Here is a 25,704-nt window from a genome sequence, read left to right on the forward strand (position 1 = left end):
CGCATCACCGAACAGGCGATCGTGGACGTGCAGCGGGCGTTGGCGCCGGGGGTCCGCCAGATCGACCTGTCGGCCACGCTGGTGCGTCGCGCCTTCGAGCTGGGTGCCACCACGAACATGCTGGAGGCCATCTGGCAGGTGATGCCGAGTTCGCGAGAAGCCGGAGTGTGGACGACACATGGCGATCTGGCGCTGCCGCTGCTTCCCACCGATCGTGAACTGGCCGCCGGCGACGTGCTATGGACCGACATCAGCATCACCTATGCCGGGTACTGCTCCGATTTCGGCCGGACCTGGGTGGTCGGTCGCCCGCCCACCCAGCGACAGCAGGACCAGTTCCGACAATGGCGTTCGATCATGGACGCGGTGCTCGCGGTGACCAAAGCCGGTGTCAGCTCCGGCGATCTGGCGCGTGCGGCGATTGCCGCCAACGGCGGCCGCAAACCCTGGTTGCCGCATTTCTATCTGGGCCACGGTATCGGGACCTATCCCGCCGAAGCTCCCATGATCGGAACGGATCTCGGCGAAGAGTTCGACGACAACTTCGTCTTGCCGGTCGGAACGGTTCTGGTGCTGGAACCCGTGGTGTGGGAAGACGGGACGGGCGGTTATCGCAGTGAGGAGATCGTGGTGATCACCGAAGACGGCTACCTGCCGATCACCGACTACCCCTACTCCCCCTATGGCGACTGAAGTTCTGCCCGACCCCACGGCGCTGCGGATGGGCCGCCGGGACCGCGCGTTGGCGCAGATGGACGCGCACGGGCTGGACATGCTGGTGCTTGGGCGTCAAGCCAACATTCGTTACGTGACCGGCGCACCGCAGTTGTGGATCGCCGGGACGCGACCGTTCGGCCCGATGTGCGTCGTGGTGCGCGGGTCAGGCGAGATCTATCTCAACAGCACCGACGACGAGGGGGTGCCGGAGGAGATCGGGCACGATCACCTGTACGGGCTGGCCTGGAACCCGATGACGCTCATCGACGTGCTGACGAAGATCGATGGCGCCCACACCGCGCGTCGGGTCGGAACCGATGCGATCACTCCGACTTTCGCCGCCCTGCTGCCGGAGGCGTTCCCGAACGCCGAGCTCGTCGACGCGGAGCCCGCGATGCGGGCGGCGCGGCGCGTCAAGACGGCCGACGAGATCGCGGCCATGGCGACGGCGCTCCGGGTCGCCGAGCGCGGACTTGCCGCCGCGCTGGCCGAATTCGCGCCGGGCGTGTCGGAACGAGCGCTGGCGGGGGCCATGATGGAGGCCATGGCCGCGGGCGGTGTGAGCACGCCCGCCACCCAGGACGCGGCGTGGGTGACGTCGAAGGAGCACCCGTGGCGTCGCGCCGGATCGGGCGAGGGGCGGCCGGGTGATCTGGTCGCGTTCGCCGCGGGGGCCCTGGCGAACGGCTATGTCGCGGAAGTGGGCCGGACGTGGCCGGCCGGCGACCACGCCGACCGGGCTACGCGCGACCTGTTCGAGCGGTCGAACACGTTGTACGACAACATGCTTGCGGCCTGCCGGCCCGGCGCGCCCACCTCGGACTTGGTGGCCGCCTATCAGGCCGCCGGCGAGCCGATTCCGCCGATGCCGATCGCGCACGGATTGGGGCTGGGATTCGATCCGCCGGTGGTGTCCCAAACCCTGCTGGCAGCGGGCGAATTCGACCAACTGGAGGCGGGGATGGTGTTGGCCATCACCGCGTATGTCTGGGAAAAGGGTGTCGGGGCGCTATTCAGACGGGACACCGTTCACATCACCGAGGGCGGTCCCCACGTGCTGACCGCCAGCCCGTCGTGGTCGGGTCAATAGAATCACTTGCGTCACTGGGTGAGTTCCGTGATCCCGATATCACTGCGGTCGGCCGAGAGCCCAGCCGGGCAGCGTCGGCGACACAGGAGGGCAACCTCGGAGACACCTGCGGGTCGCCTCTCGATGCCTTCGTTGCCACCTCAAAACCTCCGGGGTTACCCGGAAACCCGTTCCCCGGTCAGGTCGAGGGCGATATCGATAAGCACGTCCTCCTGGCCGCCGACCAAGCCCCTGCGCCCGGCTTCGACCAGAAGCGTGCGCGCATCGACGCCGAACCGTTCGGCAGTTGCCTCGGCATGACGCAGGAAACTTGAGTACACGCCCGCGTATCCCAGCGTCAACGTCTCCCGGTCCACGCGCACCGGACGCTGCTGCAGGGGCCGCACAAGGTCGTCGGCGGCGTCCTCGAGCGCGTTGAGGTCACAGCCGTGTTGCCAGCCCATCCGGGTGGCCGCCGCGACGAAGACCTCCAGCGGCGCGTTACCGGCGCCGGCGCCCATACCCGTCAGTGATGCGTCGACGCGGTGAGCGCCATGCTCCACGGCGACCATCGAATTCGCCACACCCAGCGACATGTTGTGGTGGGCATGGATGCCGACTTCGGTTGCACTGTCGAGGCTTTGCCGCACCGCGTCGACCCGTTCGGCGACGTCGCGCATGGTCATCGCGCCCCCGGAGTCGACGACATAGACGCACCCGGCCCCGTATCCCTCCATCAGGACGGCCTGCTCGGCGAGCTTCTGCGGGGTGGTCATGTGGCTCATCATGAGGAAACCGACGGTGTCCATGCCGAGTTCGCGCGCCGCGACGATGTGGTGCGCGGAGATGTCGGCCTCGGTGCAGTGCGTCGCGACGCGTACGACACTCGCGCCCGCCCGGTGCGCGGCGGTCAGGTCGCGGACGGTCCCGATGCCCGGCAGCACGAGGGTCGCCACCTTGGCCCGCTCTACGGTCCCGGCCACGGCCTCGATCCACTCCAGGTCGGTGTGGGCGCCGAATCCGTAGACGCAGCTGGACCCGGCCAGCCCGTCTCCATGGGCGACCTCGATAGAGTCCACCCCCGCCTGGTCGAGCGCCCGGGCGATCTCGGTGACCTGCTCCAGGGTGTAAGAGTGTCGCACGGCGTGCATGCCGTCACGCAGCGTGACATCACTGATGTACAGCGGCTTGCTCATTTCCTCACCCCCACAGTCGTCATCGAGTGCGCGGCGATTCGTTCCGCGGTGGCCAGGGCGGCCGACGTCATGATGTCGAGGTTGCCCGCATAGGCGGGGAGGTAGTGCGCGGCGCCCGTCACCTGCAGCATCACGGTGACCCGGGTGCCCATGAACTTCCCGGTCTCCGGGATGTGCAGCGGACGGTCGGCGTCGAACGTCTCGAACTGGACGGGCTTGGTGAGCTTGTAGCCCGGCACATACCGGGTGACCCGCTCCACCATCTCGGCGATCGAGGCGCCGATGGCCTCGTGGTCGCAGTCGCCCTCGACCAGGCAGTAGACGGTGTTGCGCATGAGGATCGGGGGGTCGGCCGGGTTGAGGACGATCACCGCCTTGCTGCGCTGCGCTCCGCCAACCACTTTGAGCGCGGTGGCGGTCGTCTCGATGAACTCGTCGATGTTCGCGCGCGTGCCCGGGCCGGCCGACTTCGACGAGATGGACGAGACGATTTCGGCGTACGACACCGGGGCCGCGTTGTTGACGGCGGCGACGATCGGCACGGTGGCCTGCCCCCCGCACGTCACCATGTTCAGGTTCGGCGCGTCGATGTGGTCCTCCAGGTTCACCACCGGCACGCAGAATGGTCCGACGGCCGCCGGCGTCAGGTCGAGGACGCGAATGTCCTTGTCGCGCAGAAAGTTCCAGTGCCGGACATGGGCGCCGGCGCTGGTGGCGTCGAACACCAGCCGGATCTCGTCGAAGTGGGGCATCGCGAGCAGGCCCTCGATCCCTTCCGAAGACACGGGGACGCCAAGGCGTTTCGCCCGGGCCAGCCCGTCGGACCCCGGGTCGATGCCGATCATTGCCGCCATCTCCAGCGGCCCGTCGCTGCGGAGGACCTTGATCATCAGGTCGGTGCCGATGTTGCCCGACCCGATGATGGCGACCGGATATCGTTCGTTACTCACTGAACTGCTCCCTACTCGAAAGTCACGCTAACGGCGCCGAGCCCGCTGACCGCCGCCGACGCCCGATCTCCCGCGCCGACGAACGGCGCCGTGGTATACGAGCCGGACATGACGAACGCGCCGGCCTCGATGGCAGTGCCGTATTTCGCGACCGCGTTGGCCAGCCAGGCGACGGCGGCGGCGGGATGACCCAGCACGGCGGTGCCCGCGCCCGTGGCGACGGTCACGCCGTTGACGACGAGTGTCGCGGTGGTCTCGGGGAGCGCCGGCGCCCGGCCGATCGGCACCCACTCGCCCAGCACCACCGCACCGGAGCTCGCGTTGTCGGCCACGGTGTCCGCCAACGTGATCCGCCAATCGGCGATCCGGCTGTCAACGATCTCCAACGCCGGGGCGACGGCCTCGGTGGCGGCCAGCACGTCGCCGATCGTCACGCCCGGCCCGCGCAGCGGCGCGCGCATCAGGAAGGCGACCTCAGGCTCGACGCGCGGCGCGCAGAACGCGGTGACCGGCACGGTCGCCGCGTCGGGGAGCACCATGCTGTCGAGGACGTAGCCGAAATCGGGCTCGTCGACCCCCAGCAGCTGCTGCATGGGCGCGGAGGTGATGCCGATCTTGTGGCCGCGCAGCGTGCGACCCTCGGCGAGATAGCGGACCATGTTGGCGCGCTGCACCGAATACGCCTGGGCCACCGTCATATTCGGATACATCTGCGTCAGCGGCTCGATCGGGACGCGGGTGCTCTGCGCGTCGAAGAGCAGTTGTGCGGCGTCGGTCAGCTGAGCGGATTGAACGGTCATGCCGGCTCCCCCGGTTCGAGCAGCTTGGCCGCCATGTCGAAGACGATGCGGACGTGCAGGTCCAACAGCCTGACCAGATCGACGGAGTCCCCGCCGACTTCCTTGGCGATGAACAACCCGTCGGCGCCGGCAATCGCGTAGGTGGTTAGCAGGTGCACACCTTCGTCGCCGAGCTCCGGGGCAAGCTGCCGCACCATCTCCGCGAACCGGTGGAACGCGCGATCGCGCACCTCGAGGAACATCTCCCTGGCCCGCGGTTCGACGGGCCGACGCTCCAGGCTCAGCATCAGCCCGAGGCGGAGGAAGTCCGGCGCATCGAGCAGGGCCTTGGCGACCCGGCCGCCGAACTCCGTCATCCACTCGCGGTCCGGCGTCACTTCTGTCAGGTCGAGCTCGGCCAGCCAGCGCTGGAAGCTGCGCTCGATGACTGCCGCGATCAGGTCGTCCTTGTCGGCGAAATGCCAGTAGATGGAAGTCGGAGGCAGGCCGCTCTTCTTGCTGACCAGTGAGATCGTGGTGCCGTCGTAGCCGCGTTCCGTGGCGACCTCGGTCGCCGCGTCCAGGATCCGCTCGCGCGACTGCTCGCCATTGGCCCGCGTGCGCCGCTGAGCACGGGGTTCGGCGGCCTCAGGGCCGGCCGATTTTTTCTGTGCCACATTCCCTCCTCCGGGGTGTTGACGATCACGCTATCGAGAGCTTACTGTATGGAGCACTACATTAACAACTTCTCCACCGAAGGTTCCCCTCATGTCAGACCAACCGATTCATGACGTAGCGATCGTCGGGTACGGGCCGGTCGGCGTCACCGCCGCCAACCTGCTCGGCCAGCTGGGCCTCAAGGTCGTCGTCGTCGAGCGCGATCCAAACATCTACGTACGCGCGCGGGCCATCTCCACCGACGAAGAGGTCGTGCGCATCTGGCAACAGGTCGGCCTGGCCGACCGGCTCAACGCCGACATGCAGCCCGGCAACGGCGCCAACTTCGTCGACGCCGACGGCGTCCCGTTCGTGCGGCTCCTGCCGGTGTCGCGGGGCAACGGCCACCCGCCGCAACAGTTCATCTACCAGCCGGCACTGGAGAAGGTGCTGCGCGAAGGGGTGGACCGCTTCCCCAACGTCACGGTCCTCCTCGAGCACGAGTGCCTGCGGGTGGTCCAGCGTGACGATCACGTCGAACTCATGCTGGCCGATCTTCGCGCCGACGAGTTCCGCCGGATCCGGGCGTCGTACGTGATCGCCGCGGACGGTGGGTCGAGCTTCATCCGCGGCCAGCTGGGCATCGGTTTCAGCGGGCGCACCTACGGGGAGCGCTGGATCGTCATCGACACCAAGGTGCTCAAGGAATGGCCGGGCCACGACCGGCTGCGCTTTCACTGCAACCCGGAGCGGCCGACCGTCGACTGCCCCACCCCGCTGGGTCACCACCGGTGGGAGTTCCCGGTGCGAGACGAGGAGGACGAGAAGGACCTCCTCTCCGAGGAGGCGATCTGGAAGGTGCTGCGGGGGCAGGGGATCTCGCCCGACAACGTGAAGATCCTCGGGTTCGCCTGCTACAGCCACCACGTCCGCTTCGCCGACCGGTGGCGCGTCGGCCGCGTCTTCCTGGCCGGGGACGCCGCGCACGCGATGCCACCGTGGATCGGCCAGGGCATGTGCGCCGGTGTTCGCGACGTGGCGAACCTGTGCTGGAAGCTGGCCGCGGTGCTGAACGGGTCGCTGCCCGAGTCGGTGCTGGACACCTACCAGGCTGAGCGGATGCCACACGTGAAGGAGGTCACCAACCGCGCGGTCAAGACGGGCAAGCTGATCATCCAACGCGACCCGCGGCGCGCCGCCGTGCGAAACCACTTCTTCCGCACCGCGAGCAAGGTGCCCGGGTTCACGTCCTGGCTCCGCCAGCACCGCTGGCTGCCCGACGCGCGTTACCAGAAGGGTTTGTTGGCGCACAACGGAAACGGTGCCGTCGGCTGGCTCATCCAGCAGCCGTGGGTGGTCGAGGAGAAGGGTGACGCCGTCCGCCTGGACGACGTCATCGGCGGCCGCTGGACCGTGCTGCACCTCGGGCCGGCCCCCGATCTGCGGGAGTGGCGTGAGGCGGGCGTCCCCGTCCTGAAAATCCTTGTGCCCGGGGCGGTTCCGAGCGCTGACAGCGTCGTGGACGCCGACGGCATTCTCACGCGCTGGCTCGACAAGCGCGGCGCGTCGGTGGTGGTGGTGCGGCCCGACGGGTTCGTCTACGCCGCCGCAAAGGAAGACCAGCGGTTGCCGGGGCCCCCGGCCGGATTTATTGAGCGGCGACCCGCTGCGCCCGGCAACGCCGCACTTGCGATCGCCACGGTTTAAGGACGGATTCGATGACCAGCAACACCATGATCGAGCGCACCGTGCGCGTCAACGGCAAAGACATCTTCCTCGTCGAGGCTGGGGACGGCCCACCGGTGGTCCTCCTGCACGGCGGCGGCCCGGGCGCGTCGGGCGTGTCGAACTATTCGCAGAACATCGAGCCGCTGGCCGAGAACTTCCGCGTGATCGTCCCCGACATGCCCGGCTACGGCCGCTCGTCCAAGGGGGTCGATCGCGACGATCCGTTCGGCTACCTGGCCGAGCACATCCGCGGCATGTTCGACCAACTCGGCATCCAGCGCGCGCACCTGGTCGGCAACTCCCTCGGCGGCGCCTGCGCGTTGCGCCTCGCCCTGGACAGCCCGCATCGGGTCGACAAACTCGTGCTGATGGGGCCGGGCGGTGTCGGGACGAGCCGTGGGCTGCCGACCGCGGGGCTGAAAAGCCTGCTGTCGTACTACGGCGGCGACGGGCCCAGCCCCGAAAAGCTGCGCACCTTCATCCGCTCGTATCTGGTGTACGACGGCGAATCCGTCCCGGAGGCCCTGATCGAGGCGCGCTACCAGTCGTCGATCGAGCCCGAGGTCGTCGCCAATCCGCCCCTGCAACGGCCGACGGGCCCAAGGGTGTTGTGGCGAATGGACTTCACCCGCGACCGCCGGCTCAAGCACCTGAACACCCCGACGCTCGTCATCTGGGGACGTGACGACAAGGTCAACAAGCCCAGCGGCGCGGCAATGCTGGGCGAGCGGATGCCCAACGCCGACGTGCTCATCACGGCGAACACGGGCCACTGGGTCCAGTGGGAACGCGCCGACTTCTTCAACGCCGTCACCACCGCGTTCCTGACGGCCTGACCATCTGTAAGGAGAATCTCATGACCACTGACGTCTTCGGCAACGTCCACCTGGGCTATGTCGTGATCGAAACCAACAAGTTCGCCGACTGGAAGCGCTTCGGCCGCGACGCGATCGGCATGCACCTCGACGAGATGCTGCCCGACACGATGCGGTTTCGCTTGGACGCCAACGAATGTCGCTTCCTGCTGCGGCAGGGGCCGGCGGAGGACGTCGTCGCCTTCGGTTGGCATCTCGACGACCACGCCACCTTCGACGAAATCTGCCGGCGGGTCACCGACCACGGCGTGCCGGCCGTGGAGGGCTCCGACGACGACGCCAAACTCCGCGGCGTGGAGCGCTTCCTGCGGTTCCCCGGACCCAACGGGCTGACCCAGGAGGTGTACACCACCGCCCGCACGGCGCCGCTGGCGCTGGATATACCGGGCAGCGGGTTCGTCACCGGCGCGGGCGGATTGGGCCACGTGGCGATCTTCACGAAGAAGCCGCACGAGATGCGGGGCTACTACGACCACGTGTTCAACGCGCGCCTGTCGGACTACATCGACGAGACGATCAACGGCCTGAAGCTGAAGGTCCGCTTCCTGCGCGTCAACGAACGTCACCACTCCGTGGCGATCGCGTCCGTGAACATGTTGCCCGTCAACCCGATTCGCACGCGGGTGCAACACGTGAACGTCCAAGCCGCCACGCTCGACGACATGGTGGCGTCGTATCAGCGCGTCAAGGCACTGGGTTTCGAGATGACGATGTCGGTCGGGCAGCACACCAACGACAAGGAACTGTCGTACTACGCGATGACCCCGTCGGGATTCGAGTGGGAGGTCGGCTGGAACCCGATCGTCGTCGACGAGCCCGTCTGGAAGCCGACGACCCACCAGGGCATCAGCATCTGGGGGCACAAGCTGGAGGGGCAGACCGTGGTCGACAAGCTCGAGATGTTCGCCGTGGCCGCGCGGTCGGTGCTGCATCGCGAGGACACCGTCCCCGCGCTCAGTTCCCCGGCGATCGCCGACGACTGAGGTAAGCGAGCCGGATCATGCCGTCATGAGCGCCACCGCCGCCGGCGCGGTGACGTCTCACGGTCCCGGCTATGCCACCGTGGTCATATCGCGGCGAGTAAGCGACAACGAAAACCGGCGGTTTCGACGCTGGCTGCGCCGCCTGCGCCGGGCAATCGAGCGGTCTTCCGGTTACATCGGCATGAGCGTGCAGCCACCCGACGAGAACCACCCGTGCGAGTGGGTGGTGATCTATCAGTTTCGGTCAGAGCGAGACCTTGATGCGTGGCTGTGCTCTGCACAGCGCGCGGCCTTGATCGCTGAATGCGACGCATATCTTAAGGATCGGCCTATAGAGCAACGCATCGTTCAACCCCGAACCGATAGCGTCACCCTGATCAGTGCTGTCCGTTTACGCCAGGGAGCCGAAAAGGCCCACCGCGAGCTCCACGAGAATGCCGTGGCGGCCGCCGGCGCGCTGGGTGGTCTTATTCGCCACCAACTCATCCCGGCCGTCGCGGGCGCTCAACCGGACACGGTGGCGCTGCTGACGTTTCACACCCGCGACGATCTCGACCGCTGGATGAGGTCTGCGCAACGCCGGAACATTCTGCGCGCCATGTCGGCGCTGACCGAAAGCGAGCGAACCGTCAACGTCGTCGGTGGCTACGCCGGCTGGTTTAGCCCGCCGGGGGCGGGACCCAAACAATGGAAACAAGCGATCGCAGTGATCGCCGGATTGATACCGGTATCACTTCTGGTCACCGCTGTCCGCCAGTCGACCGCCCCCGACCTTCCACTGTGGGCCGTGGTGCCGCTGACCGCGGTGGCAAACGTGGCGATCCTGACATGGCTCGTGATGCCGCTAATCACCCGTGCGCTACGAGGGTGGCTGACCTAACTCATCGGCCGAAATGTCGAGCCGCATGGGACGGTCCGGGCCACGCGCCGGTGGGGCGGACCCCATCATGCTTCATCCAGCGTCGGAAAGAGGAGTTCCGAAACCAGAAGCTGGACTGCCGCGGCGACGGGTATCGCGACCAACGCCCCTACTACCCCGAGCAGCGCCGCGCCGATGAGAACGGCGAACACGGTCACTCCTCCGGGCACTCTCACCGCACGCCCGATGATCTTGGGCGTCAACAGGTAGTCCTCGGCCAACCGGAAGGCGACGCAGAAAGCCACAGTGGCGATACTGACCGGGATGGACACCGTCAGCGCCACCAGCGCGACCACAAACCCGCCGACCGTTGACCCATAGGGGAATAGATCGATGATCGCGACGAACAGCCCGAGCAGCACCGCATATGGAACATGCAGGACGAAGCACCATGCGAACGTTGCCGCCCCGGCGATGACAGAGGTCAGCACATTGCCGAAAACGTAGTCACCGAACTTCGCCATCACCTCGTCGCCGATGAGGATCGCGCGCGGTCGCCGCGACTTCGGGACCAACCGATACATGGTCGATCGGATCCGCGGCAGTTCGGCCAGAAAGTAGACGGTGAGCACGGCCACAATCCCGACGTGTGACAGTGCTCCGAAGATGGTCTCCCCGGCCTTGAGGAGGCCCCCAACGGCTGGCGAGCCCGAATTGTGGAGCATGTCGCCGATCCGCTGTTGAACATGGAAGCGCTCGTTTAGTCCCCCGATCACGGTGGAGCGGCTCTGTGCCTGCTGAAGAAAATGTGGGACCTGCTCGACGAATTGACGGGCTTCCTGCACCAGCGGGGGGACCGCCGCCGCCACGGCACCGGCGAGGACCCCAAACACGGTCACGACCACGAGGCTTACCGCGGCCCAGCGCGGCAGTTTGCGGTTCACTAGCCCAGACACCGCAGGCTCAAGCCCGAGGGCAAAAAATATCGCCGCCCCGATCAAGACCAGAACCGAGGACGCTGCCCCGAGCATCCGCACCGCCCCATAGGTGACTGCCACACCGGCCGAGGCCGTCAGCCCCAGATAGAACGGCGAACGCCGATCGAATCGTTGACCCCGGGTACCGAACGGGTGGCTGTCCGATCGTAGTCGCGCCGCGGCGTTTTCGGCGGCCGCGATCGCCCCTTCCTCGTCGCGGTGCGGGCGACCCACGCGGCGGTGATGGCCCCGATCGGCGAGGTCCTTACCGCCGGCCGGGCCCTTGTTGTTGTTCTCCACTGTCCCAACTCCGTTCGTCAGCAGGGAATGAACCCACGATGTCCGCGGCGTCGTCTTTAACAGTGACGCTGAGCTATCCGACCCGGGCCAAAATCACAGATCCCACTCGAACGAAGTCCGTGGCCGCCGTCGACCCCGGTGGTGTCCCTTCGGGCGATTTTCCAGTCGAGACTCGTATTCCGGTCCCCTTGCTGAGCCGGCCGGGGGGTGAGGAATGGCGAGGGCCGCAGGCTGGGTAGCGCGCGGAATGGTGGCTGCGGTCGTCGTGGGCGCTGCCCGGCAGCTGCGAGGCGGCGGCCGCCTCGATCCGCCCACGCGCTTGGACCGCGGTCAGCCCCGCACCAACACTTTTCAGCACCCGATGCTTCGAGATGGCGACGACGATGAGCCGTAGCTCAATCGCCATCGGCGAGTGCGTCATCGAGCAGCGTGGCCACGCGATGCCGTTCTCACACGAACAGAAGGTTCGACAGCATCTGCAGCGGTGCCCGCACGCTCTCGTCGTCGCGGATCAGGGGATGCGTGCGGCTGTTCGGAATGGCCTCGAAGCGTTTCCGGATCATTCCCGGCACACCAAGGAGCCAGGCAACGCCCATGGCCGCCGCGTAGAGCAAGGTGTTCCGGCGCAACCGAACCGGATCGAGTTCCGGCCCACCGCAACGACGGAACTCGGTCGCGAACAGCCGTAGCAGTTCGTCGAGATGGGCTGCCCACAAATCGGTTTCGGCGCCCGACATGGCTCCCCAGATCGCCATGCCCAGGTTCATCTGCCCGACGCACCCCCAATCCATCAGGCCGCAGCGCAGAACGCCGCCCGTGTCGCGCCAGAACCACGCGTTGTCGATGTTGGCGTTCCAATGGCACAGCGCGACATAGTCGGAGTCGCCGACCAGAAGGCGGGTGATCTCGTGCTCGTGGTCCGCGAACCGCGGCACGTCGTCACGCAGGCGGGCCGTCAATTCCGCCGAACCGGCCGGCAGCAATCCGCTATGGGCCCGCGCAAATTCGGCCAGCTCTTCCAGTCGGCGTTCCAGCTTGTCCGCCGACAGCGGCGCACGCTCCCCCACCGTCGCCGCGGCCACGTCCAGCGGAAAGTGTTCGGTCAATGCCGCCGGCAACCGCCCGGACCGGTGGGTCCCGGCGAGCCGGGCCAGCGCGGTGAGCAATGCCCGGTAATGCTCCAAGGGCCGGGGCATCTCGTAGTCGAGGCACTTGTGGTAATGGGGCTCGATTCCGTTCTCGCCGAATCGAATCCGCTCGCTGATCAGGATCCCGGTGCCGGTGTGGCGGTGATAGTCGGCGAATTGCGGCTCGGGCACCGCGATCGGAAAACCCGGCGCCCTCGACAGTGCGGCGAACCGCACCTCCGGCTCCATCTGTGTCTTGCCGCGATCGCGCGCCGGCTCGTCGAAGTCACGCGAGAACTTGACGAACAAATCCGTGCGCAGGTTCGGTGCGGGCTGGGCGTATTCGACCGAGAGCGCGACTTTCCGGCCAGTGCTGCCCCCGGTCACCTCGCGGAAACCGGTGACGCGACTGACACTGTTGTCCCGCATCGCTCCCGATGCCAGAAACGCCTCGGTGAGAAAGCGTGCACCGCCGGTGTGCAGCGCCGCCGCGTCGGCCGGAAACGCCAACCCGTAGTGGTCGCCCACAGCCCAATGCGAATTCAACCGACTACCAGGTTTGTTCGGCCGCGCGCACCAGCATGTGGTTGACCGCCACCCGGCGATCACGAGTCACCATGAACAGCACCGCGTCGGCGATGTCTTCGGGCCGCAACTTGACCATGCCCGCGGTCTGGCGCTCGAACGCTTCCCGGGACGATTCGGCCAGGTGACCGAAGATCTCGGTGTCGACCGTTCCGGGGCCGACGACGCCGACACGCACCCGCTGGCCGAGCACCTCTTGCCGAATGCCCTCGCTGAAAGCATTCACACCGAACTTCGTCAACGAGTAGACGGCCGTGTTGGGCCGGGCGACCCAACCGGCCGTCGAGCTGATGGTGACCAGATCGGCGACACCGCGCGGTGAGTCGGCCGCGGCGTTGATCAGGTGCGGGAGCGCCGCTCGACTGACGTACAGGACCCCTTGCACGTTCACCGTCACCATGGCGTCCCAATCGCGCAGCGACGCCTCGGCCGCGGGGCCGGACTGCATCAACCCGGCGTTGTTCACCACCGTGTCCAGCCGGCCGAACTCCGTCACCGCGCGCTGGACGGCCGCCGACACCTGTTCGGCATCGGTGACGTCGGCGGTCACCGCAAGCGCTGTGCCCCCGGTGGATTCGATGTCGGCTTTCAGTTCCGCGAGCCGGTCCGCGCGGCGCGCGAGCAGAGCCACCGCCGCGCCCTCGGCGGCCAGCGCCTTCGCCGTCGCGGCGCCGATCCCGCTGCTGGCGCCGGTGACCAGGGCCGCGGTACGTGCAAGTGTCGCCGTCATGCGCCCAGTATCCCGTGCAGCACATACTCGGTGTGCTCGCCCAGGTCCGGCGCGCCGCGGGCGATGCGCGCCTGGCTGCGGGCCATCCGCCAGGACGGCCCGACGATCGGGCGCTGGCCCTCACGATGATCGCTGACGAATCGATACAGCTCGCGGTCCCACAGCCGTTGATCACTGATCACGTCGAGCGAGGTGGCGCTCTTGCCGGCCGGAACCCCGGCCGCGCGCAGGCGCTGCGCCAGGCGCTCGGCGTCATGGCGTCGGGTGAGTTGGGTAAGACATGCATCGAGCGTCTCGGCGTGGTGCCGCCGCTGGTCCATGCGCGCGTAACGGCCCTCGCTTGCGAGCGACTCGGCGCCGAGCACCTCGCACAACGCCCGCCATTGCGCGTCGTCGGTGACCGCCACGGCAATCCAGGCACCGTCCGCGCACGGGTAGCAGCCGTGCGGGCACATGTCCGGATGATCGTTGCCGCTGGGCTCGAGGCGACGGCCGGTCAGCGCTTGCTCGAGGAGCCGGTCGCCGATCATGGACGACAGGGTCTCCACCGCTGATATGTCGACGAATTGGCCTGCGCCGGTCAGTTCACGATGAAGCAGCGCGACCACGGCGGCGTACGCGGCCGCCGCTCCGACGGTCGAATCGCCGTAACGCATGCTGGTTCCAAGCGGCGGGCCGCCGCGGTAGCCGACCAGCGAGGCCAGCCCCGCCAGGGCGGCGAAGCAGGGCGCGTAACCGGTTTGGTGGCCCAGTGGCCCGTCGTTGCCCCACATCTTGATCGACACCGAGATGATGTCCGGTTTGATCTCCCTCAGTTGCGCGTACCCCAGGCCCTGGCGTTCCATCGCGCCCGGGCGAAGGTTGTTGAGCACGACGTCGCTGCGGCCGATCAGCTCCCGCAGCCGCGACATGCCCTCGGCGGACTTGATGTCCAGGTCCACGCTGAGGATTTCGGGGTTGATGCTCAGAAAGTACGGCGCGTGGTTGATGTCGGTGCCGCCGTAAGCGCGCATCTCCTCGGGGCTGCCCGCGGTTTCGATCTTGACGACCTCGGCGCCCAGCATCGCGAGCAGCTTGCCGGCATACGGGCCGGCCCACACCTTGGTGAGCTCGACGACCCGCACCCCCTCCAGCGGCCCGCCCCGCGGAATCATCGGGGGCTTCAACTGCGGCGACGCGACCTGCGGCCGCGGCCGCACCGAATCGATGCGGTCCAGCACCCGCCGCGTGTGCTGACCGAGCGTCGGTGCGGGATCGGTGATTCGAGCCGGTGACGCGCTGAGCGCGTACGGCACCGTCGGGTATGCCGCGTCGCCCAGCACCGGGTGGCGCACCCACTGGAAGAAGCCGCGATGCCGGTATTGCGGCGAGTCATGAAGGTTCGCGGCGTCGTTCACCGGCACCAGCGGCACCCCCAGTCGCTGGGCCCGGTCGGAGGCGTCGTCCTTGGCAAGGTCCCGAATCCATGCCGCGAAGCCGCGATGGAATGCGGCAACCTTCTCGGCGGTCACGAAGAACTCCAGCCAGTCATCCTCGAAAGCAGCCAGCCAGCCGGGTTGACCCATCAGTTCTTTCAGGCCGAGCCAGTGGGCGCGGCTGGTCATGTAGAGGTAGACGAAGCCATCGGCGCACCCGAAAAACGCTGCGGGGCCTGCTTGGTCGAAGTCGCCGCGGTGACCCGCGGCGGTCACCTCCCCGGTGATGAATCGCCCCAGAATGCAGTCGGCGCGGGAGGCCAGCACCGCGTGCCCGGAGATGTCGATGGACTCGCCTCGACCGCTGTGCAGTCGCCCGAATAGGGACGCGGTCACGCAGAGCGCGGCATCCAGCCCCGCTTCGTAGTCGGCGAGGAACCGGCCGGGCCCCTGCAGTGGCGGCTTGCTGAGATCCGGGTGACTGGGCGTGTGGTAGCCCCAACCGCTGGCATGGAACACGTTGATGCTCTTGGCATTGGCGGATTCGGGTGGCGCGCCCCGTCCGAACGGCGCGATCGAGCAGAACACCACATCCGGATACTGGGCGGACCAGTCGGTAGCACCATCTCCGATGACCGCGTCGGCGGTGCCGATGAGCTTGTGCAGGGACTCGGCGCCGCAAGCGGTACCGCGATCGAGCACGACAGACCTTTTGTTGGTGTTCAGGTACGCGAACAGCCCGCTGCCGTCGCACCCGTCGGCCAGGATGGGGGCCATCGCCCGCGTCGGGCTGCCGCCCTCCGGAGCCTCGACCTTGATGATCTCGACGCCGAAGTCGGCCAACAGTTTTCCGCAGTACTCGACCGCTACGGATCCGGCCAGCTCAATCACCCGGAAACCCGTCAGCGCCGACATGCGAGCTCCCCGAAGGTCAGGGCTTCGCGCGACCCGAGCGGCTCAGGCGCCACTCCGGCGGGAAGTTCAGGTCGTTGTCCTTGACGACGTTGTTGAGGCCCTTCTCGAAGGTTCCGGCGGTCAGGTCGACTTCCTCGGCGTCGTTGGCGATCATCGGCAGCATGCCTTCGACCATGCCGGTGAGCAGGCTGCCGAAGTATTCGCCCTTATGCTGCTTGTAGAGCTCCAGGAACGTCTTCTGCACGGCGACCGTGTCGGTCGGGCGAGAGCGGGAGCACGCCATCGCGTATTTCAGCGTCTCTGCTTCCAGCTTCTCCCGCGGCACCACGCTGTTGACGAAGCCGCACTCGTACATCTCTTTGGCGCTGAATGGTCTTCCGGTGAAGAGCATCTCGGAGAACTTGCGCAGGCCCATTGTCTCGGCCCACCACCATAGGCGCGGGCCCCAACCCACGTAACGGAAGGCCGGGTGCCCGAAGAGGGCGTCGTCCGAGGCGATCACCAGGTCGGCATCGCCGGCCTGGTAGAAGTGCCAGCCGTAGCAGTAGCCCTTGGCCTCGATGATGCTGATCTTGCGCAGTTCCTGAAGCGGCCGGTTGCCCGCACGGGCCTTCGCGTAGAAGTCGGTGACGGTGGACAGGTACCGATACGATCCGCCGGGCGGGTACTTCACGTCGTCGTCGTTGATCGCCAGTTCGTGCAGCAGCGGCATGCCGGGATTTTCCAGCATGCCCCGCTGCTCGGGCAGGTCGCCGCCGCTGCCGAAATCCTCTCCCTCGCCGCGGATCACGACGACCTTGACGTCGTCGTCCACGTTGCACTTGTGGATCAGGTCGGCGTAGTTCTGACGCATTCCCAAGGTCGTGGAGTTGAGCTCCTCGGGGCGGTTGAACGTGATATAGGCGACCCGGTTCTTCTTGTCCTTCTCGAACTTGATGTACGGCTCGGCTTCCTTCTTCATCTCTTCGTAGTCGTATTCGGGCATCGGCTTCTCCAACTTCTCTTGTATTGGCGCTACTTGAGCAAGCTGCCCGCGTCGACGGGAAGCGAAACGCCAGTGACATAACGCGATTCGTCAGAGGCGAGGAACAGGACCGCGTTGCTGATGTCCGCGGCTTCCACCCAGGGCACCGGCAGCGTGTGCATCATCTGCGAGATGGGGGCGAAGTCCTCCGGCCCCGGATTCTCCAGGTCGGGGCGGAAGAGCCGGAACGTGTTGTCATTCATCACCATCGTGGTGCTGACCTGGGTGGGTAGCACCGAATTGACGCGGATCATGTGCTGGCCGAGCTCGACGGCGAAGGCGCGCATCAGGCCGATGACGCCGTGTTTGGCCGCGATGTAGTGGCCGGTATTCGGGTACGCCTTGCGCCCGCCGACCGAGCTGGTGAGCACGATCGACCCGCCGCGGCCGCCCGAAAGAATCTGCGGGACGCCCGCTTTGACCGTGTGCCAGACGCCGGTCAGGTTGATGTCGATTATGTCCTGCCAGACGTTCTCGCGGATCTTGTGCAGCTTCCTGCCGTCGGTGCCCACGCCCGCGTTCGCGACGATGATGTCGAGCCGCCCGAGCTGTTCCACACCGTCGTCCAGCGCGGACCGCAGGCCCTCGTAGTCGCGGACGTCCACCTGCGCGGTGACGATGCGACGGTCGTGGGCTTTCACCAAGTCGGCCGTCTCGGCCAGGTCTTCCGGCACCGAGTGCGGGTAGGCCAGGTTCTCGATCGGCCCGCAGACGTCGACCGCGATGATGTCGGCGCCCTCCTGCGCCAAGCGCACCGCATGGCTGCGGCCCTGGCCGCGGGCGGCGCCGCTGACGAACGCGACCTTGCCCTCGACCCGGCCGGTCATCAGGGCACCACGGTGGGCAGAGTTTCCCAGCCCCGGACCGACGACGTCGGGCTGAGTGTTGCGTTGGCCAGATCGGGCTCCCACTGCGGGAAGCGCTTGAGGATTTCCTCGAGGGCGACGCGGCCTTCCAGCCGCGCCAGCGCCGAACCCAGGCAGAAGTGGGCGCCCACGCTGAACGTGAGGTGCGGACGGGCGGGACGATGAATGTTGAATTCGCCTGCGTCGGGGCCGAACTGCCGCTCGTCGCGGCACGCAGCACCGATCAGCATCAGCATTACGCTGCCCTCCGGCACCGTCTGGTCGTAGAGGCTCACGTCGCGCGTGACATAACGCGCCATGTGCGGCGCGGGCGGCTCGAAGCGCAGCAACTCCTCGATGGCCTGCGGGATCAGTGCGGGGTTTTCGACGAGTTCACGGCGCTGCTCCGGGTGCTCGGCGAGAACCTTTCCGGCCCAACCGATCAGGCGCGTGGTCGTTTCATTGCCGGCCCCCGCCACCACGTTGAGGTACACCAGGATTTCTTCGCGCCTCAGCCGCCGCGTGGTCCCGGTCTCGTCGACGAATTCGACGTTGAGCAGCTCGGTCATGATGTCGTCCGACGGGTTGTCGGCGCGCCAGTCGATGTAGGCCTCGAACTGCTCGCCCACCGAGAGGCCGTGCTCGGCGGCGCTCATCGGCTTACCGGGCTCGGTGCGCAACTGAGCATTGCCGCGATCGCGGATGTATTCCTGATCTTCTTCGGGGATGCCGAGCAACGCGCTGATCACCTTCATCGGCATGATCGCGCCCAGGTCGGTGACGAAGTCGAACCGCCCCGACCCCACCAGCGGATCGAGCGCTTGTGCGCAGAACTCTCGGATCATCGGCTCGAGCGCGGCGATCTTTCGGGGGGTGAACATGCGCGACAGCAGCTTGCGGTGCACGTCGTGGATCGGCGGGTCTTCGAAGATCAGCATCCCCGACGGGATCTCGAGGTTGGCCTTGATCAGTTCCATGATCACGCCCCTTGCGGAGCTGTAAGTGCCGTGGTCGATGATTGCCTTGTTTACATCCGCGAATCGGCTCAGCGCGTAGAAATCGTATTCGGCGTTGTAATACAGCGGCGCCTCGTCACGCAGGCGCTTGAACATGGGGTACGGATCGGCGATCAGCTCGACGTCGTACGGGTCGAATCGCACATGGCTATCGGTGCTCGTCGTCACGAAATCCCTCCTACCGCTGACGCTTCCCGGGTGTTGGTACGGCTTGCGCAGCGCCCGCGCTGCCAGGAGTGCAGCGCTGGATCCGGGTCGGGCAATTTGTACACTCCGCTTAACTGCTTTGCTCAGACATGGGAACGGGCTGGGCTGAAATCGGCCCGTCAACGTGGCCTAACTCTATTCTCGTAGAGAACCATATGGGCAATGGTCTGGCAAGACCCCATGCCGCACAACCCGCCGCCGAGGTGTGCGTGCACGGGCCGCTCATCCGAGCGCCGTGGCCCGGTGCGCCCCGGCTTGGCCCCGCCCATCCGCACTGGTCAGCCGGCCCTGGTGCGGGCTGTGCAGAATGCCGGCCGCGATGGCCGACAAGATCCCGTCCAGCCGCTCGGGGGTGTCGACGATCCGGTCACCGTGGGCGAACCGCACGAGCAGCCCGTTGATGAACGTCAGCGTCACGTTGCTCAGGTCCTCGACGACGGCGGGTTCCAGGTCCGCGCCGTGCGGCATGAGCTGAACCAGGATTTCACGGTGCAGCTTGGTGAATTCGTCCGTGGCCCGCTGCAGGATCGCGGCCAGTGACGGATCACGCGCGGCCTGCATCGTCAGCTCGTAGCGCGCCTTGGTCCGGAACAACTGCGGCTCGTCGCCGGATCGGATGACCACCTGGGACAGCCGGGAGGGCGACGGGTTCTCACCCCTGCCGTCCGAGTCGTCGGCGACGGACTGCAGGTCGGCGAGGTCCAGCTCGGCCAGCCGCTCGGCCACCGCGCTCAGCAGCGCGGAGCGGGTGCGGAAGTAAAACGACGTGGTGCCGTCGGGGACGCCGGCCTTGCGGTCGACCTTGAGATGGCTCAAGCCCTTCGCGCCGTCGTCGGCCAACAGCTGAATGGCCGCATCGCATAAGTCGCGGCGGCGCTCCCCCGGATTGGGCTTTCGGCGTTTGTCCATCGTCTTGGAGCGACACGCTACTCTATATTCGTAGTGTCAGTAAAGGGCCGGGTGCGCTTCATGACCCCCGAGCGCGGGCGAAACCGGTGCCGTAGGACGACTGCGCACGCATCGCCGCGGTCTTTTTTTCGGCTGGAACAATGGGCCGAATGATCCGACGGCGAGGCGAGGCGAAGGTTCGCGCGGTGGTGGCCGGCCTGACGTGCGCCGGCCTGCTCTTCTCAGTGGTGTGCGGCTGCCACTCGACGCGACACCAGGCCGCGCCCACCACGTCGACCACCAGCGCCACAACCACCAAAACACCCACCACAAGCGCAACAGCCGCACCGAGCGTGCAGATCGCGCCGCTGCCCGTCCGCCCCGTTAACAAGTCTCAGCCGGCCGGCCCGCAGAAATGCCCGACCACCGACCCGAACCATCCCGTGGCGCCCACCGACGCGTTCACCGCGTGCGATATCGGCCGGACCACCTTGTACACGCTGGGCCCGGAGACGATGCGGCTCGGGCTCATACATGTGGATCCGCCGAAGTCGCTGACGGCGGGTTTCTACGACGTGACCCTGATCCTCGACCCCCCATCGGCGTCGGCGTGGGCGTCGTATACCGCTGGCCATTTGAAGGATCATGTGGCGTTTGTCCGCGACGACCTCGTTTTGGAGGCGCCGATCATCGAAGACCCGGTCACTTCGGGGCGCATCGCCATGACCACCCAGACGGCCGAGGGGGCCGCGCAATTGGCCCAACTCGCCGGTCGTCCCGGGTGACATGACCGCGACGGGCACGGATCGGCTCGGCATCGGGATGCTGAGTGTATTTGGCCTTCCCCCGGCCGAATTGGTGAACCTGGCCGCGGATCTCGGCTGCCATTTCGTCTCCGCCGCGCTGCAGGGAATGCCGCTGGTGCCGCTCGGTTATCCCCGCTTCTCTCTCACCGACGACGCCGGCCTGCGTCGGACGGTGCTCGCCGCGATGAATGACCGCGGCGTGACGATCTCGCTCGGTGACGGCTTCCTGGTGCTGCCCGGCGCCGACATGAGCGCGTTCCGGCCGGATCTCGACGTGCTCGCAGAGCTGAACGTCCCCCGAATCAATGTGGTCAGTCTCGATGCCGACGTTCCCCGCAGCTTCGACCAATTCGCCGCGCTGACGGAGCTGGCTGCCCAGCGCGGGATCCGGACACTCCTCGAACCGGTACCGGGACTGACCGTCGGCGACCTGCCGACGGCGCTCGCCGCGCTCGAACACGTGGGGCGGCCCGACTTCCGCTTGCTGATCGACACCATGCATCTGGTCCGCTCGGGTTCGGGCGCCGCCGATCTCGCCGCGATCGACCCGGCTTGCATCGGGTACGCCCAACTCAACGACACCACGCTGCGCCCGCGCAGCGAAAACTACATGGAAGAAGCCATGTTTGAGCGCATGGTGCCCGGCGAGGGCGAGTTGCCCCTGCGTGACATCCTTTCCGCGCTCCCGTCCGACATCGTGATCGAGATCGAGGTACCGCGACGGTCGTTGGCGTTGTCCGGGGTCAGCCCGATCGACCGGCTGCGACCATGCGTAGAAGCGGCGCGGCGGTTGCTGTCCGAGATGCCGTGACACTGCGCCATGACCATGATGGTGGCTACAGGGCGACCGGTGGGGTGCCCGTATTCACCGCCTTCACGCAAAGCGGCGCAACAGAATTCGCCGTTCGCCAAGGTCGGTGATGGTCCCTGTCAGTCCAGCGGTCAGATCCCTGAGTTAGTCCAGGGTGCAGGGCAGTGCCTTGACACCGTGGACGAACATCGAGCGCAGCGGATCGGGCGGAGCCGTCGCACGCAGTGTCGGGAACGCAGCTAGCAGTGTGCCCAGCACGACGCGTATCTCCATCCGCGCCAACCCCGCTCCGAGGCAAAAGTGTGGTCCACCGGCTCCAAAAGCTTGATGATCGCGGGCGTTGGAGCGCAGGATGTCGAAGCGCGACGGGTCGGGGAACACGCTCGGATCGTGATTGGCGGCCAGATACCACACCACGACCTTGTCTCCGGCAGCGATCTGGACGTCGCCGAGGACTGTGTCCGTCGTCGCAGTCCGCCGCATGTGCAGCACGGGCGATGACCAACGGAGCACCTCCTCGATGGCGTTGCCGTGAAGTCCGTCGAAATCGCCCGCCAGGGCGACGCGTTCGTCGGCATGCTCGCTCAGCAGGTGCATCGCCCACGCCAGTGCAGTCCGCGTGGTGTCGTTTCCTGCCGCGGCGAGCAGGATCACGAAAGACCCGAATTCCGCTGCGGTGAGCCGTTTCCCGTTGACCTCGGCCTGCATCAAAGCGGAGGTGATGTCATCGCCAGGATACCGGCGTCGCTGCCTTCCAAGGTCGATGGTGTACTCGAAGAACTCGCTGACCGCCTGCAAACTGGTATCGATGTCGCTGACGTGGCCGTCGTTGACGCCCAGGATCAGGTCAATGAGTTCACGCAAGCGCGTGCGGTCGCCGACCGGGATTCCCAGCAGGTCCGCGATGACTTGGAACGGAAGGCTTGCCGCCACAGTCTCGACGAAGTCAAACGTACGACGCTCCCGGATCTCTTCGACGATGGCGTCGGCCAGCCTGCCGACGTAATCGGTCATGCGGCGAATTGATCGGGGTGAGAACGCCACCTGTGCGAGGCGCCGATACTGCTGATGCTTGGGATCGTCCATCACGATGATCGAGCCAAGGATCTCGAGCAGATCCGGAGGCATGTCGTCCAAGGAGAAACCAAGGGTGCTCGTGAACCTCTTGGGGTCCCGGGTCACCGTACGCACCCCGGCATAGGACGTCACCGACCAAAAGCCACGCCCATCCTGCTGCGGAATGAACTCGACACCCCCACTGCGGGCACGCAACGTATCGAAGTGCTTGAGGCGAGTTTCAAGGTCAGTCTCCCAGAACGGGCTCAGCAGCGATGGGTTCACCGCAGTTTCCATACCAAAAAGTATGGCACCTCTCCCGGGTATATCAACTCAGCCTCGCGGACTGGATCCGCAGCAACCCGCAAGTCGCCTGACTAACCAACGCAAGAATTCCGTGCCCAGCGCACCAGATGGGCTTGAGTCCATACTGGACACCCAAGAACGACGCCTGGTTCTCCGCAGGCTTTAGGACGCACTCGAAGCTGAGGAATTCAGCGAAAAAAGCAGCTCTCGAACCAGTGGTTCGAGAGCTGCTGCGGTGGCCGGGTCGAATTACGTGCAGGGAACCCCGTGCGGCCCGCCAATCCACTGCCCGGGTGGCGACTGCCACGGGCAAATCTGCTTGACCTGCCCCGGCGGCAGCGGGTTCCAATGACCGTTGTCCACGACGTGCGGACCCGGCGGAACGGGCGGGGGCCACGGTCCCGGGTGCGCCTGCGCCATACCCGTACCAAGTCCCAGCGCCGCCGCGCTCAACGCGCCGACGACCGCGGCCTTACCTGCGAATTTCTTGACGTTCACTTCTCTGGCCTCCTCTCGGTCCCGTGGTGTTCCCGTAGGAAACGTCCGCGGTGTGCGGGGATGGACCGATCTCACGACCCCCAAATTGTCCCTACCAGTTTACCCGCGCCCGCGACGTAGCAAACGCCCCCGCGTCCACACGGGCCCGGACCTGCGTCGACTCAGCCGTTCCCGCGACGGGCGAACGCCGGGGCGTGCTCGGGCAAGACACCCACGCCGACGAAGTAGGCCGGCACGATCGACAGCCACGGCAGCCGTTGCATAAGGCCGAGGAATGCCGCCGGCGGGGTCGGGTCGGCCCCGCGCAGCAACGGCCCGAGCAACGCTCGGTGCAGCACCTGCTGCACGAGTTGCGTCACCACCGTGGGGAAGACGCGCCGGCGGTGCACCGCGGCGAGTTCGCGGTCGCCGACGCGGTGCCGTCGAAGCGGTTCCGCGAGAATGGTCGCGGCTGCGACGGCGTCCTGGATCGCCAGGTTGATGCCGACGCCGCCCAACGGCGACATCGCGTGCGCCGCATCGCCGATGCACAGCAGCCCCTTGGTGTGCCAGCGACGCAGCCGGTTCACGTGCACGTCGAGATGTTTCACGTCGTCCATCGATTGCAGCGCCGCCACCGACTCGGGCATGTCGGGCAGCAGCTCTTCGACGTCGCGACGAAACGCGTCTATGCCGCGCGCCCGCAATTGGGCGTCGGTGCCCTTGGGCCCGAGGTAGGCGATCTGGAAGTAGCGCTCCCGCGGAATCACGGCAAGACCCTTGCCCGGACCCAGTCGAGGGAGGAAGGAGTACTCCACGTCTTCCTTATGAGGCAAGCGGAACCACCAGACGTCGAACTTCACCGGGAACTCGCGCGCCTTCAGTCCGGCCTGCTCCCGGGCGATCGACCAGCGGCCGTCACACGCCACCGTCAGCTCGGCCCGCAGTTCGCCCGGGCCGTCGGGGCCGCGGTAGCGCACTCCGGCGACCCGGCCGGCGTCCCATAGCAGCCCGGTGACTTCGGTGTTCATCCGCAGCGAGAAGCCGGGCTCCGCCTGAGCCGCGTCGGCCAGCAGGTTGAGCAGGTCCCACTGTGGCACCATCGCGACGAAGGGATGGGGCTGGCGCAGCCGCTCGAAGTCGACGTAGGTCACCGAGCGCCCGTTGGATTCGAGTTTCGCGGTGCGGACCTCGGTGAAAGGCAAGGCCGCGAAGGGTTCCCACAAACCCAGCTCGTCGAGCAGCCGCATGGTGGTCGGGTGGACCGTGTCGCCGCGAAAGTCGCGCAGGAAGTCGCCGTGCTTCTCCATCAGGGTGACCTGCACGCCCGCCCGCGCCAGTAGCAGTCCCAGGACCATGCCGGCCGGGCCGCCACCGATGATTGCGCAGGTCGTCGTCTCAGCCATCAGCGCCCTTAGAACTCGAGGTCGAACACCGAGACGGGGTCGAGGATTACCCCGGTTTCCTCGACGTAGCGATCCCACAGCGCCAGCAGCTCGGCCAGCTTGTCGGGGTGCGAGCCGGCCAGGTCGTGAATTTCGCCGGGGTCCGCCGCGAGGTCATAGAGCTGCCAGCCGCCCGGGCCATAGGGTGCCGGCAGATGCAACGCCTTCCAGTCTCCCTGGCGGATCGCCCTGCGGCCGAACAGTTCCCAGCCCGTGCCCGTCTCGGCGTCATGAACGGCCTCCGCACCCCCGGACAGGTACCCCACCAGGGAGCGGCCGCGCATAGGCGCCACCTCGCGCCCGCGGTAGGACGTGCCGGGGTGCGCCGCGCCCGCCAGTTCGAGCACGGTCGGGGCGATGTCCATGACGGTGCTGAACGCCGTACCGATCTCGCGCTGCCGTTCAAACCCCGGCCAGGTCACGAAACCCACCACGCGGATCCCGCCTTCGGTGGTGAACGCCTTGTGCAACCGCGACGGCGCGGTGGCGGCCTGCGCCCAGCGCGGCCCGTACCAGATGAACGAGGAGGGTCGGCCCAGGTTGTCCAGGCTGTTGTCGCAATGCTTTTCGATCTGTGCGACGATTCGGGCCCCGACCAACGGCATCGCCTCGACGATCGCTCCCTCGGCGCCGTTGTCGGACAGGAAGATAACGACGGTGTCGTCCAGTTCGCCGCGCTCCGCAAGGTAATCGAGCACCCGGCCGATATTCCAGTCCATCCGGTCGACCATCGCGGCGTAGACCTCCATGCTACGAACCGACACCGCGCGCTGCGCGAAGAGCGACTGGCCGCACTCAAGCGGCTGGGCCTGTGTCCGCCGGACGTCGAGGCGCACCCGGTCGTTGCCGACGGCGCTCCCGAGTGGGCCGACATGACCGATGAACAGCGCGCGGTGTCGGTTCGTAGCATGGAGGTCTACGCCGCGATGGTCGACCGGATGGACTGGAATATCGGCCGGGA

The 25,704-nt window shown here is 66.9% G+C and carries 24 protein-coding genes; 8 read left to right on the forward strand and 16 right to left on the reverse strand.

Annotation, left to right across the window (positions count from 1 at the left end; all coding sequences use genetic code 11):
- Window positions 1-693: Xaa-Pro peptidase family protein (locus A5704_RS15910; RefSeq protein ID WP_156675595.1), on the forward strand; the 693-nt coding region annotated here is incomplete at its 5' end.
- Window positions 683-1,807, forward strand: a complete 1,125-nt coding sequence (locus tag A5704_RS15915; RefSeq protein WP_067783921.1) for a Xaa-Pro peptidase family protein — start codon at window positions 683-685, stop codon at window positions 1,805-1,807. The genes A5704_RS15910 and A5704_RS15915, both read left to right, overlap by 11 nt.
- A 155-nt stretch (window positions 1,808-1,962) precedes the next feature.
- Here the strand turns inward: A5704_RS15915 and dmpG are convergent, their stop codons facing one another.
- Genes dmpG through A5704_RS15935 form a run of 4 tightly spaced genes read right to left on the reverse strand, consistent with a single transcriptional unit; the run spans window position 1,963 to window position 5,388 of the window.
- Complete coding sequence (gene dmpG, locus A5704_RS15920) at window positions 1,963-2,982, reverse strand: 4-hydroxy-2-oxovalerate aldolase (RefSeq protein WP_067783919.1); 1,020 nt, start codon at window positions 2,980-2,982, stop codon at window positions 1,963-1,965.
- A complete protein-coding gene (locus A5704_RS15925) occupies window positions 2,979-3,932 on the reverse strand; it encodes an acetaldehyde dehydrogenase (acetylating) (RefSeq protein ID WP_082950359.1) in 954 nt (317 codons plus the stop codon). Before A5704_RS15925 ends, dmpG begins: the two co-directional genes overlap by 4 nt.
- An 11-nt stretch (window positions 3,933-3,943) precedes the next feature.
- Window positions 3,944-4,732 carry a 2-keto-4-pentenoate hydratase gene (locus tag A5704_RS15930; protein ID WP_067889815.1) on the reverse strand — a complete coding sequence of 263 codons (789 nt, stop codon included), beginning with the start codon at window positions 4,730-4,732 and terminating at the stop codon, window positions 3,944-3,946.
- On the reverse strand, window positions 4,729-5,388 hold the full coding sequence (locus A5704_RS15935; protein ID WP_067783915.1) for a TetR/AcrR family transcriptional regulator: 660 nt from the start codon (window positions 5,386-5,388) through the stop codon (window positions 4,729-4,731). Before A5704_RS15935 ends, A5704_RS15930 begins: the two co-directional genes overlap by 4 nt.
- A 91-nt stretch (window positions 5,389-5,479) precedes the next feature.
- Here A5704_RS15935 and A5704_RS15940 point away from each other — a divergent pair, with 91 nt between their 5' ends.
- Genes A5704_RS15940 through A5704_RS15955 form a run of 4 tightly spaced genes read left to right on the forward strand, consistent with a single transcriptional unit; the run spans window position 5,480 to window position 9,834 of the window.
- Window positions 5,480-7,075 (forward strand): bifunctional 3-(3-hydroxy-phenyl)propionate/3-hydroxycinnamic acid hydroxylase, encoded by a 1,596-nt coding sequence (locus A5704_RS15940; protein WP_067750204.1) that lies wholly within the window; start codon window positions 5,480-5,482, stop codon window positions 7,073-7,075.
- 11 nt (window positions 7,076-7,086) lie between these two features.
- Complete coding sequence (locus A5704_RS15945; protein ID WP_067750202.1) at window positions 7,087-7,932, forward strand: alpha/beta fold hydrolase; 846 nt, start codon at window positions 7,087-7,089, stop codon at window positions 7,930-7,932.
- A gap of 20 nt (window positions 7,933-7,952) precedes the next feature.
- Window positions 7,953-8,954 (forward strand): VOC family protein, encoded by a 1,002-nt coding sequence (locus A5704_RS15950; protein WP_067889817.1) that lies wholly within the window; start codon window positions 7,953-7,955, stop codon window positions 8,952-8,954.
- Between the two features lie 25 nt (window positions 8,955-8,979).
- On the forward strand, window positions 8,980-9,834 hold the full coding sequence (locus A5704_RS15955) for an antibiotic biosynthesis monooxygenase (protein WP_067889821.1): 855 nt from the start codon (window positions 8,980-8,982) through the stop codon (window positions 9,832-9,834).
- A 65-nt stretch (window positions 9,835-9,899) separates the two neighbouring features.
- Here the strand turns inward: A5704_RS15955 and A5704_RS15960 are convergent, their stop codons facing one another.
- The 8 genes from A5704_RS15960 to A5704_RS15995 form a co-directional block, all read right to left on the reverse strand.
- The gene (locus A5704_RS15960) at window positions 9,900-11,090 is read right to left on the reverse strand and encodes an AI-2E family transporter (protein ID WP_231969134.1); all 1,191 of its coding nucleotides are present in this window, start codon (window positions 11,088-11,090) and stop codon (window positions 9,900-9,902) included.
- A 449-nt stretch (window positions 11,091-11,539) separates the two neighbouring features.
- Window positions 11,540-12,763 (reverse strand): hypothetical protein, encoded by a 1,224-nt coding sequence (locus A5704_RS15965; RefSeq protein ID WP_067889824.1) that lies wholly within the window; start codon window positions 12,761-12,763, stop codon window positions 11,540-11,542.
- Window positions 12,764-12,767: 4 nt separating this feature from the next.
- A complete protein-coding gene (locus A5704_RS15970) occupies window positions 12,768-13,532 on the reverse strand; it encodes an SDR family NAD(P)-dependent oxidoreductase (protein ID WP_067750194.1) in 765 nt (254 codons plus the stop codon).
- Complete coding sequence (locus A5704_RS27735) at window positions 13,529-15,862, reverse strand: CoA transferase (protein ID WP_082954886.1); 2,334 nt, start codon at window positions 15,860-15,862, stop codon at window positions 13,529-13,531. The genes A5704_RS15970 and A5704_RS27735 overlap by 4 nt, the downstream gene beginning before the upstream one ends.
- A 16-nt stretch (window positions 15,863-15,878) precedes the next feature.
- Window positions 15,879-16,847 carry an enoyl-CoA hydratase/isomerase family protein gene (locus A5704_RS15980; RefSeq protein ID WP_067889840.1) on the reverse strand — a complete coding sequence of 323 codons (969 nt, stop codon included), beginning with the start codon at window positions 16,845-16,847 and terminating at the stop codon, window positions 15,879-15,881.
- A gap of 29 nt (window positions 16,848-16,876) precedes the next feature.
- A complete protein-coding gene (locus A5704_RS15985; protein WP_067889827.1) occupies window positions 16,877-17,713 on the reverse strand; it encodes a mycofactocin-coupled SDR family oxidoreductase in 837 nt (278 codons plus the stop codon).
- Complete coding sequence (locus A5704_RS15990) at window positions 17,713-18,915, reverse strand: cytochrome P450 (protein ID WP_067783909.1); 1,203 nt, start codon at window positions 18,913-18,915, stop codon at window positions 17,713-17,715. The genes A5704_RS15985 and A5704_RS15990 overlap by 1 nt, the downstream gene beginning before the upstream one ends.
- A 261-nt stretch (window positions 18,916-19,176) precedes the next feature.
- Window positions 19,177-19,863, reverse strand: coding sequence for a TetR/AcrR family transcriptional regulator (locus tag A5704_RS15995; RefSeq protein WP_067889829.1), 687 nt, complete (start codon window positions 19,861-19,863; stop codon window positions 19,177-19,179).
- 149 nt (window positions 19,864-20,012) lie between these two features.
- Here A5704_RS15995 and A5704_RS16000 point away from each other — a divergent pair, with 149 nt between their 5' ends.
- Both A5704_RS16000 and A5704_RS16005 read left to right on the forward strand, forming a co-directional pair.
- Complete coding sequence (locus A5704_RS16000) at window positions 20,013-20,627, forward strand: preprotein translocase subunit SecD (protein WP_067780953.1); 615 nt, start codon at window positions 20,013-20,015, stop codon at window positions 20,625-20,627.
- Window position 20,628: 1 nt separating this feature from the next.
- Entirely contained in the window at window positions 20,629-21,459 is an 831-nt protein-coding gene (locus A5704_RS16005) for a sugar phosphate isomerase/epimerase (RefSeq protein WP_067750182.1), read from the forward strand.
- 144 nt (window positions 21,460-21,603) lie between these two features.
- On the opposite strand, the gene A5704_RS16010 is transcribed toward A5704_RS16005, so the two are convergent.
- The 4 genes from A5704_RS16010 to A5704_RS16020 all read right to left on the reverse strand — a co-directional run.
- The gene (locus A5704_RS16010; protein WP_067889832.1) at window positions 21,604-22,812 is read right to left on the reverse strand and encodes a cytochrome P450; all 1,209 of its coding nucleotides are present in this window, start codon (window positions 22,810-22,812) and stop codon (window positions 21,604-21,606) included.
- Between the two features lie 258 nt (window positions 22,813-23,070).
- Window positions 23,071-23,319 carry a hypothetical protein gene (locus A5704_RS27740; protein ID WP_082950357.1) on the reverse strand — a complete coding sequence of 83 codons (249 nt, stop codon included), beginning with the start codon at window positions 23,317-23,319 and terminating at the stop codon, window positions 23,071-23,073.
- Between the two features lie 161 nt (window positions 23,320-23,480).
- A complete protein-coding gene (locus A5704_RS16015) occupies window positions 23,481-24,704 on the reverse strand; it encodes an FAD-dependent oxidoreductase (protein ID WP_067750178.1) in 1,224 nt (407 codons plus the stop codon).
- Window positions 24,705-24,712: 8 nt separating this feature from the next.
- Window positions 24,713-25,704 (reverse strand): sulfatase-like hydrolase/transferase (locus A5704_RS16020; protein WP_231969135.1); only part of this gene is annotated, 992 nt, incomplete at its 5' end.

Source organism: Mycobacterium sp. E735 (assembly GCF_001666955.1).
In the GTDB taxonomy this organism is placed as follows: domain Bacteria; phylum Actinomycetota; class Actinomycetes; order Mycobacteriales; family Mycobacteriaceae; genus Mycobacterium.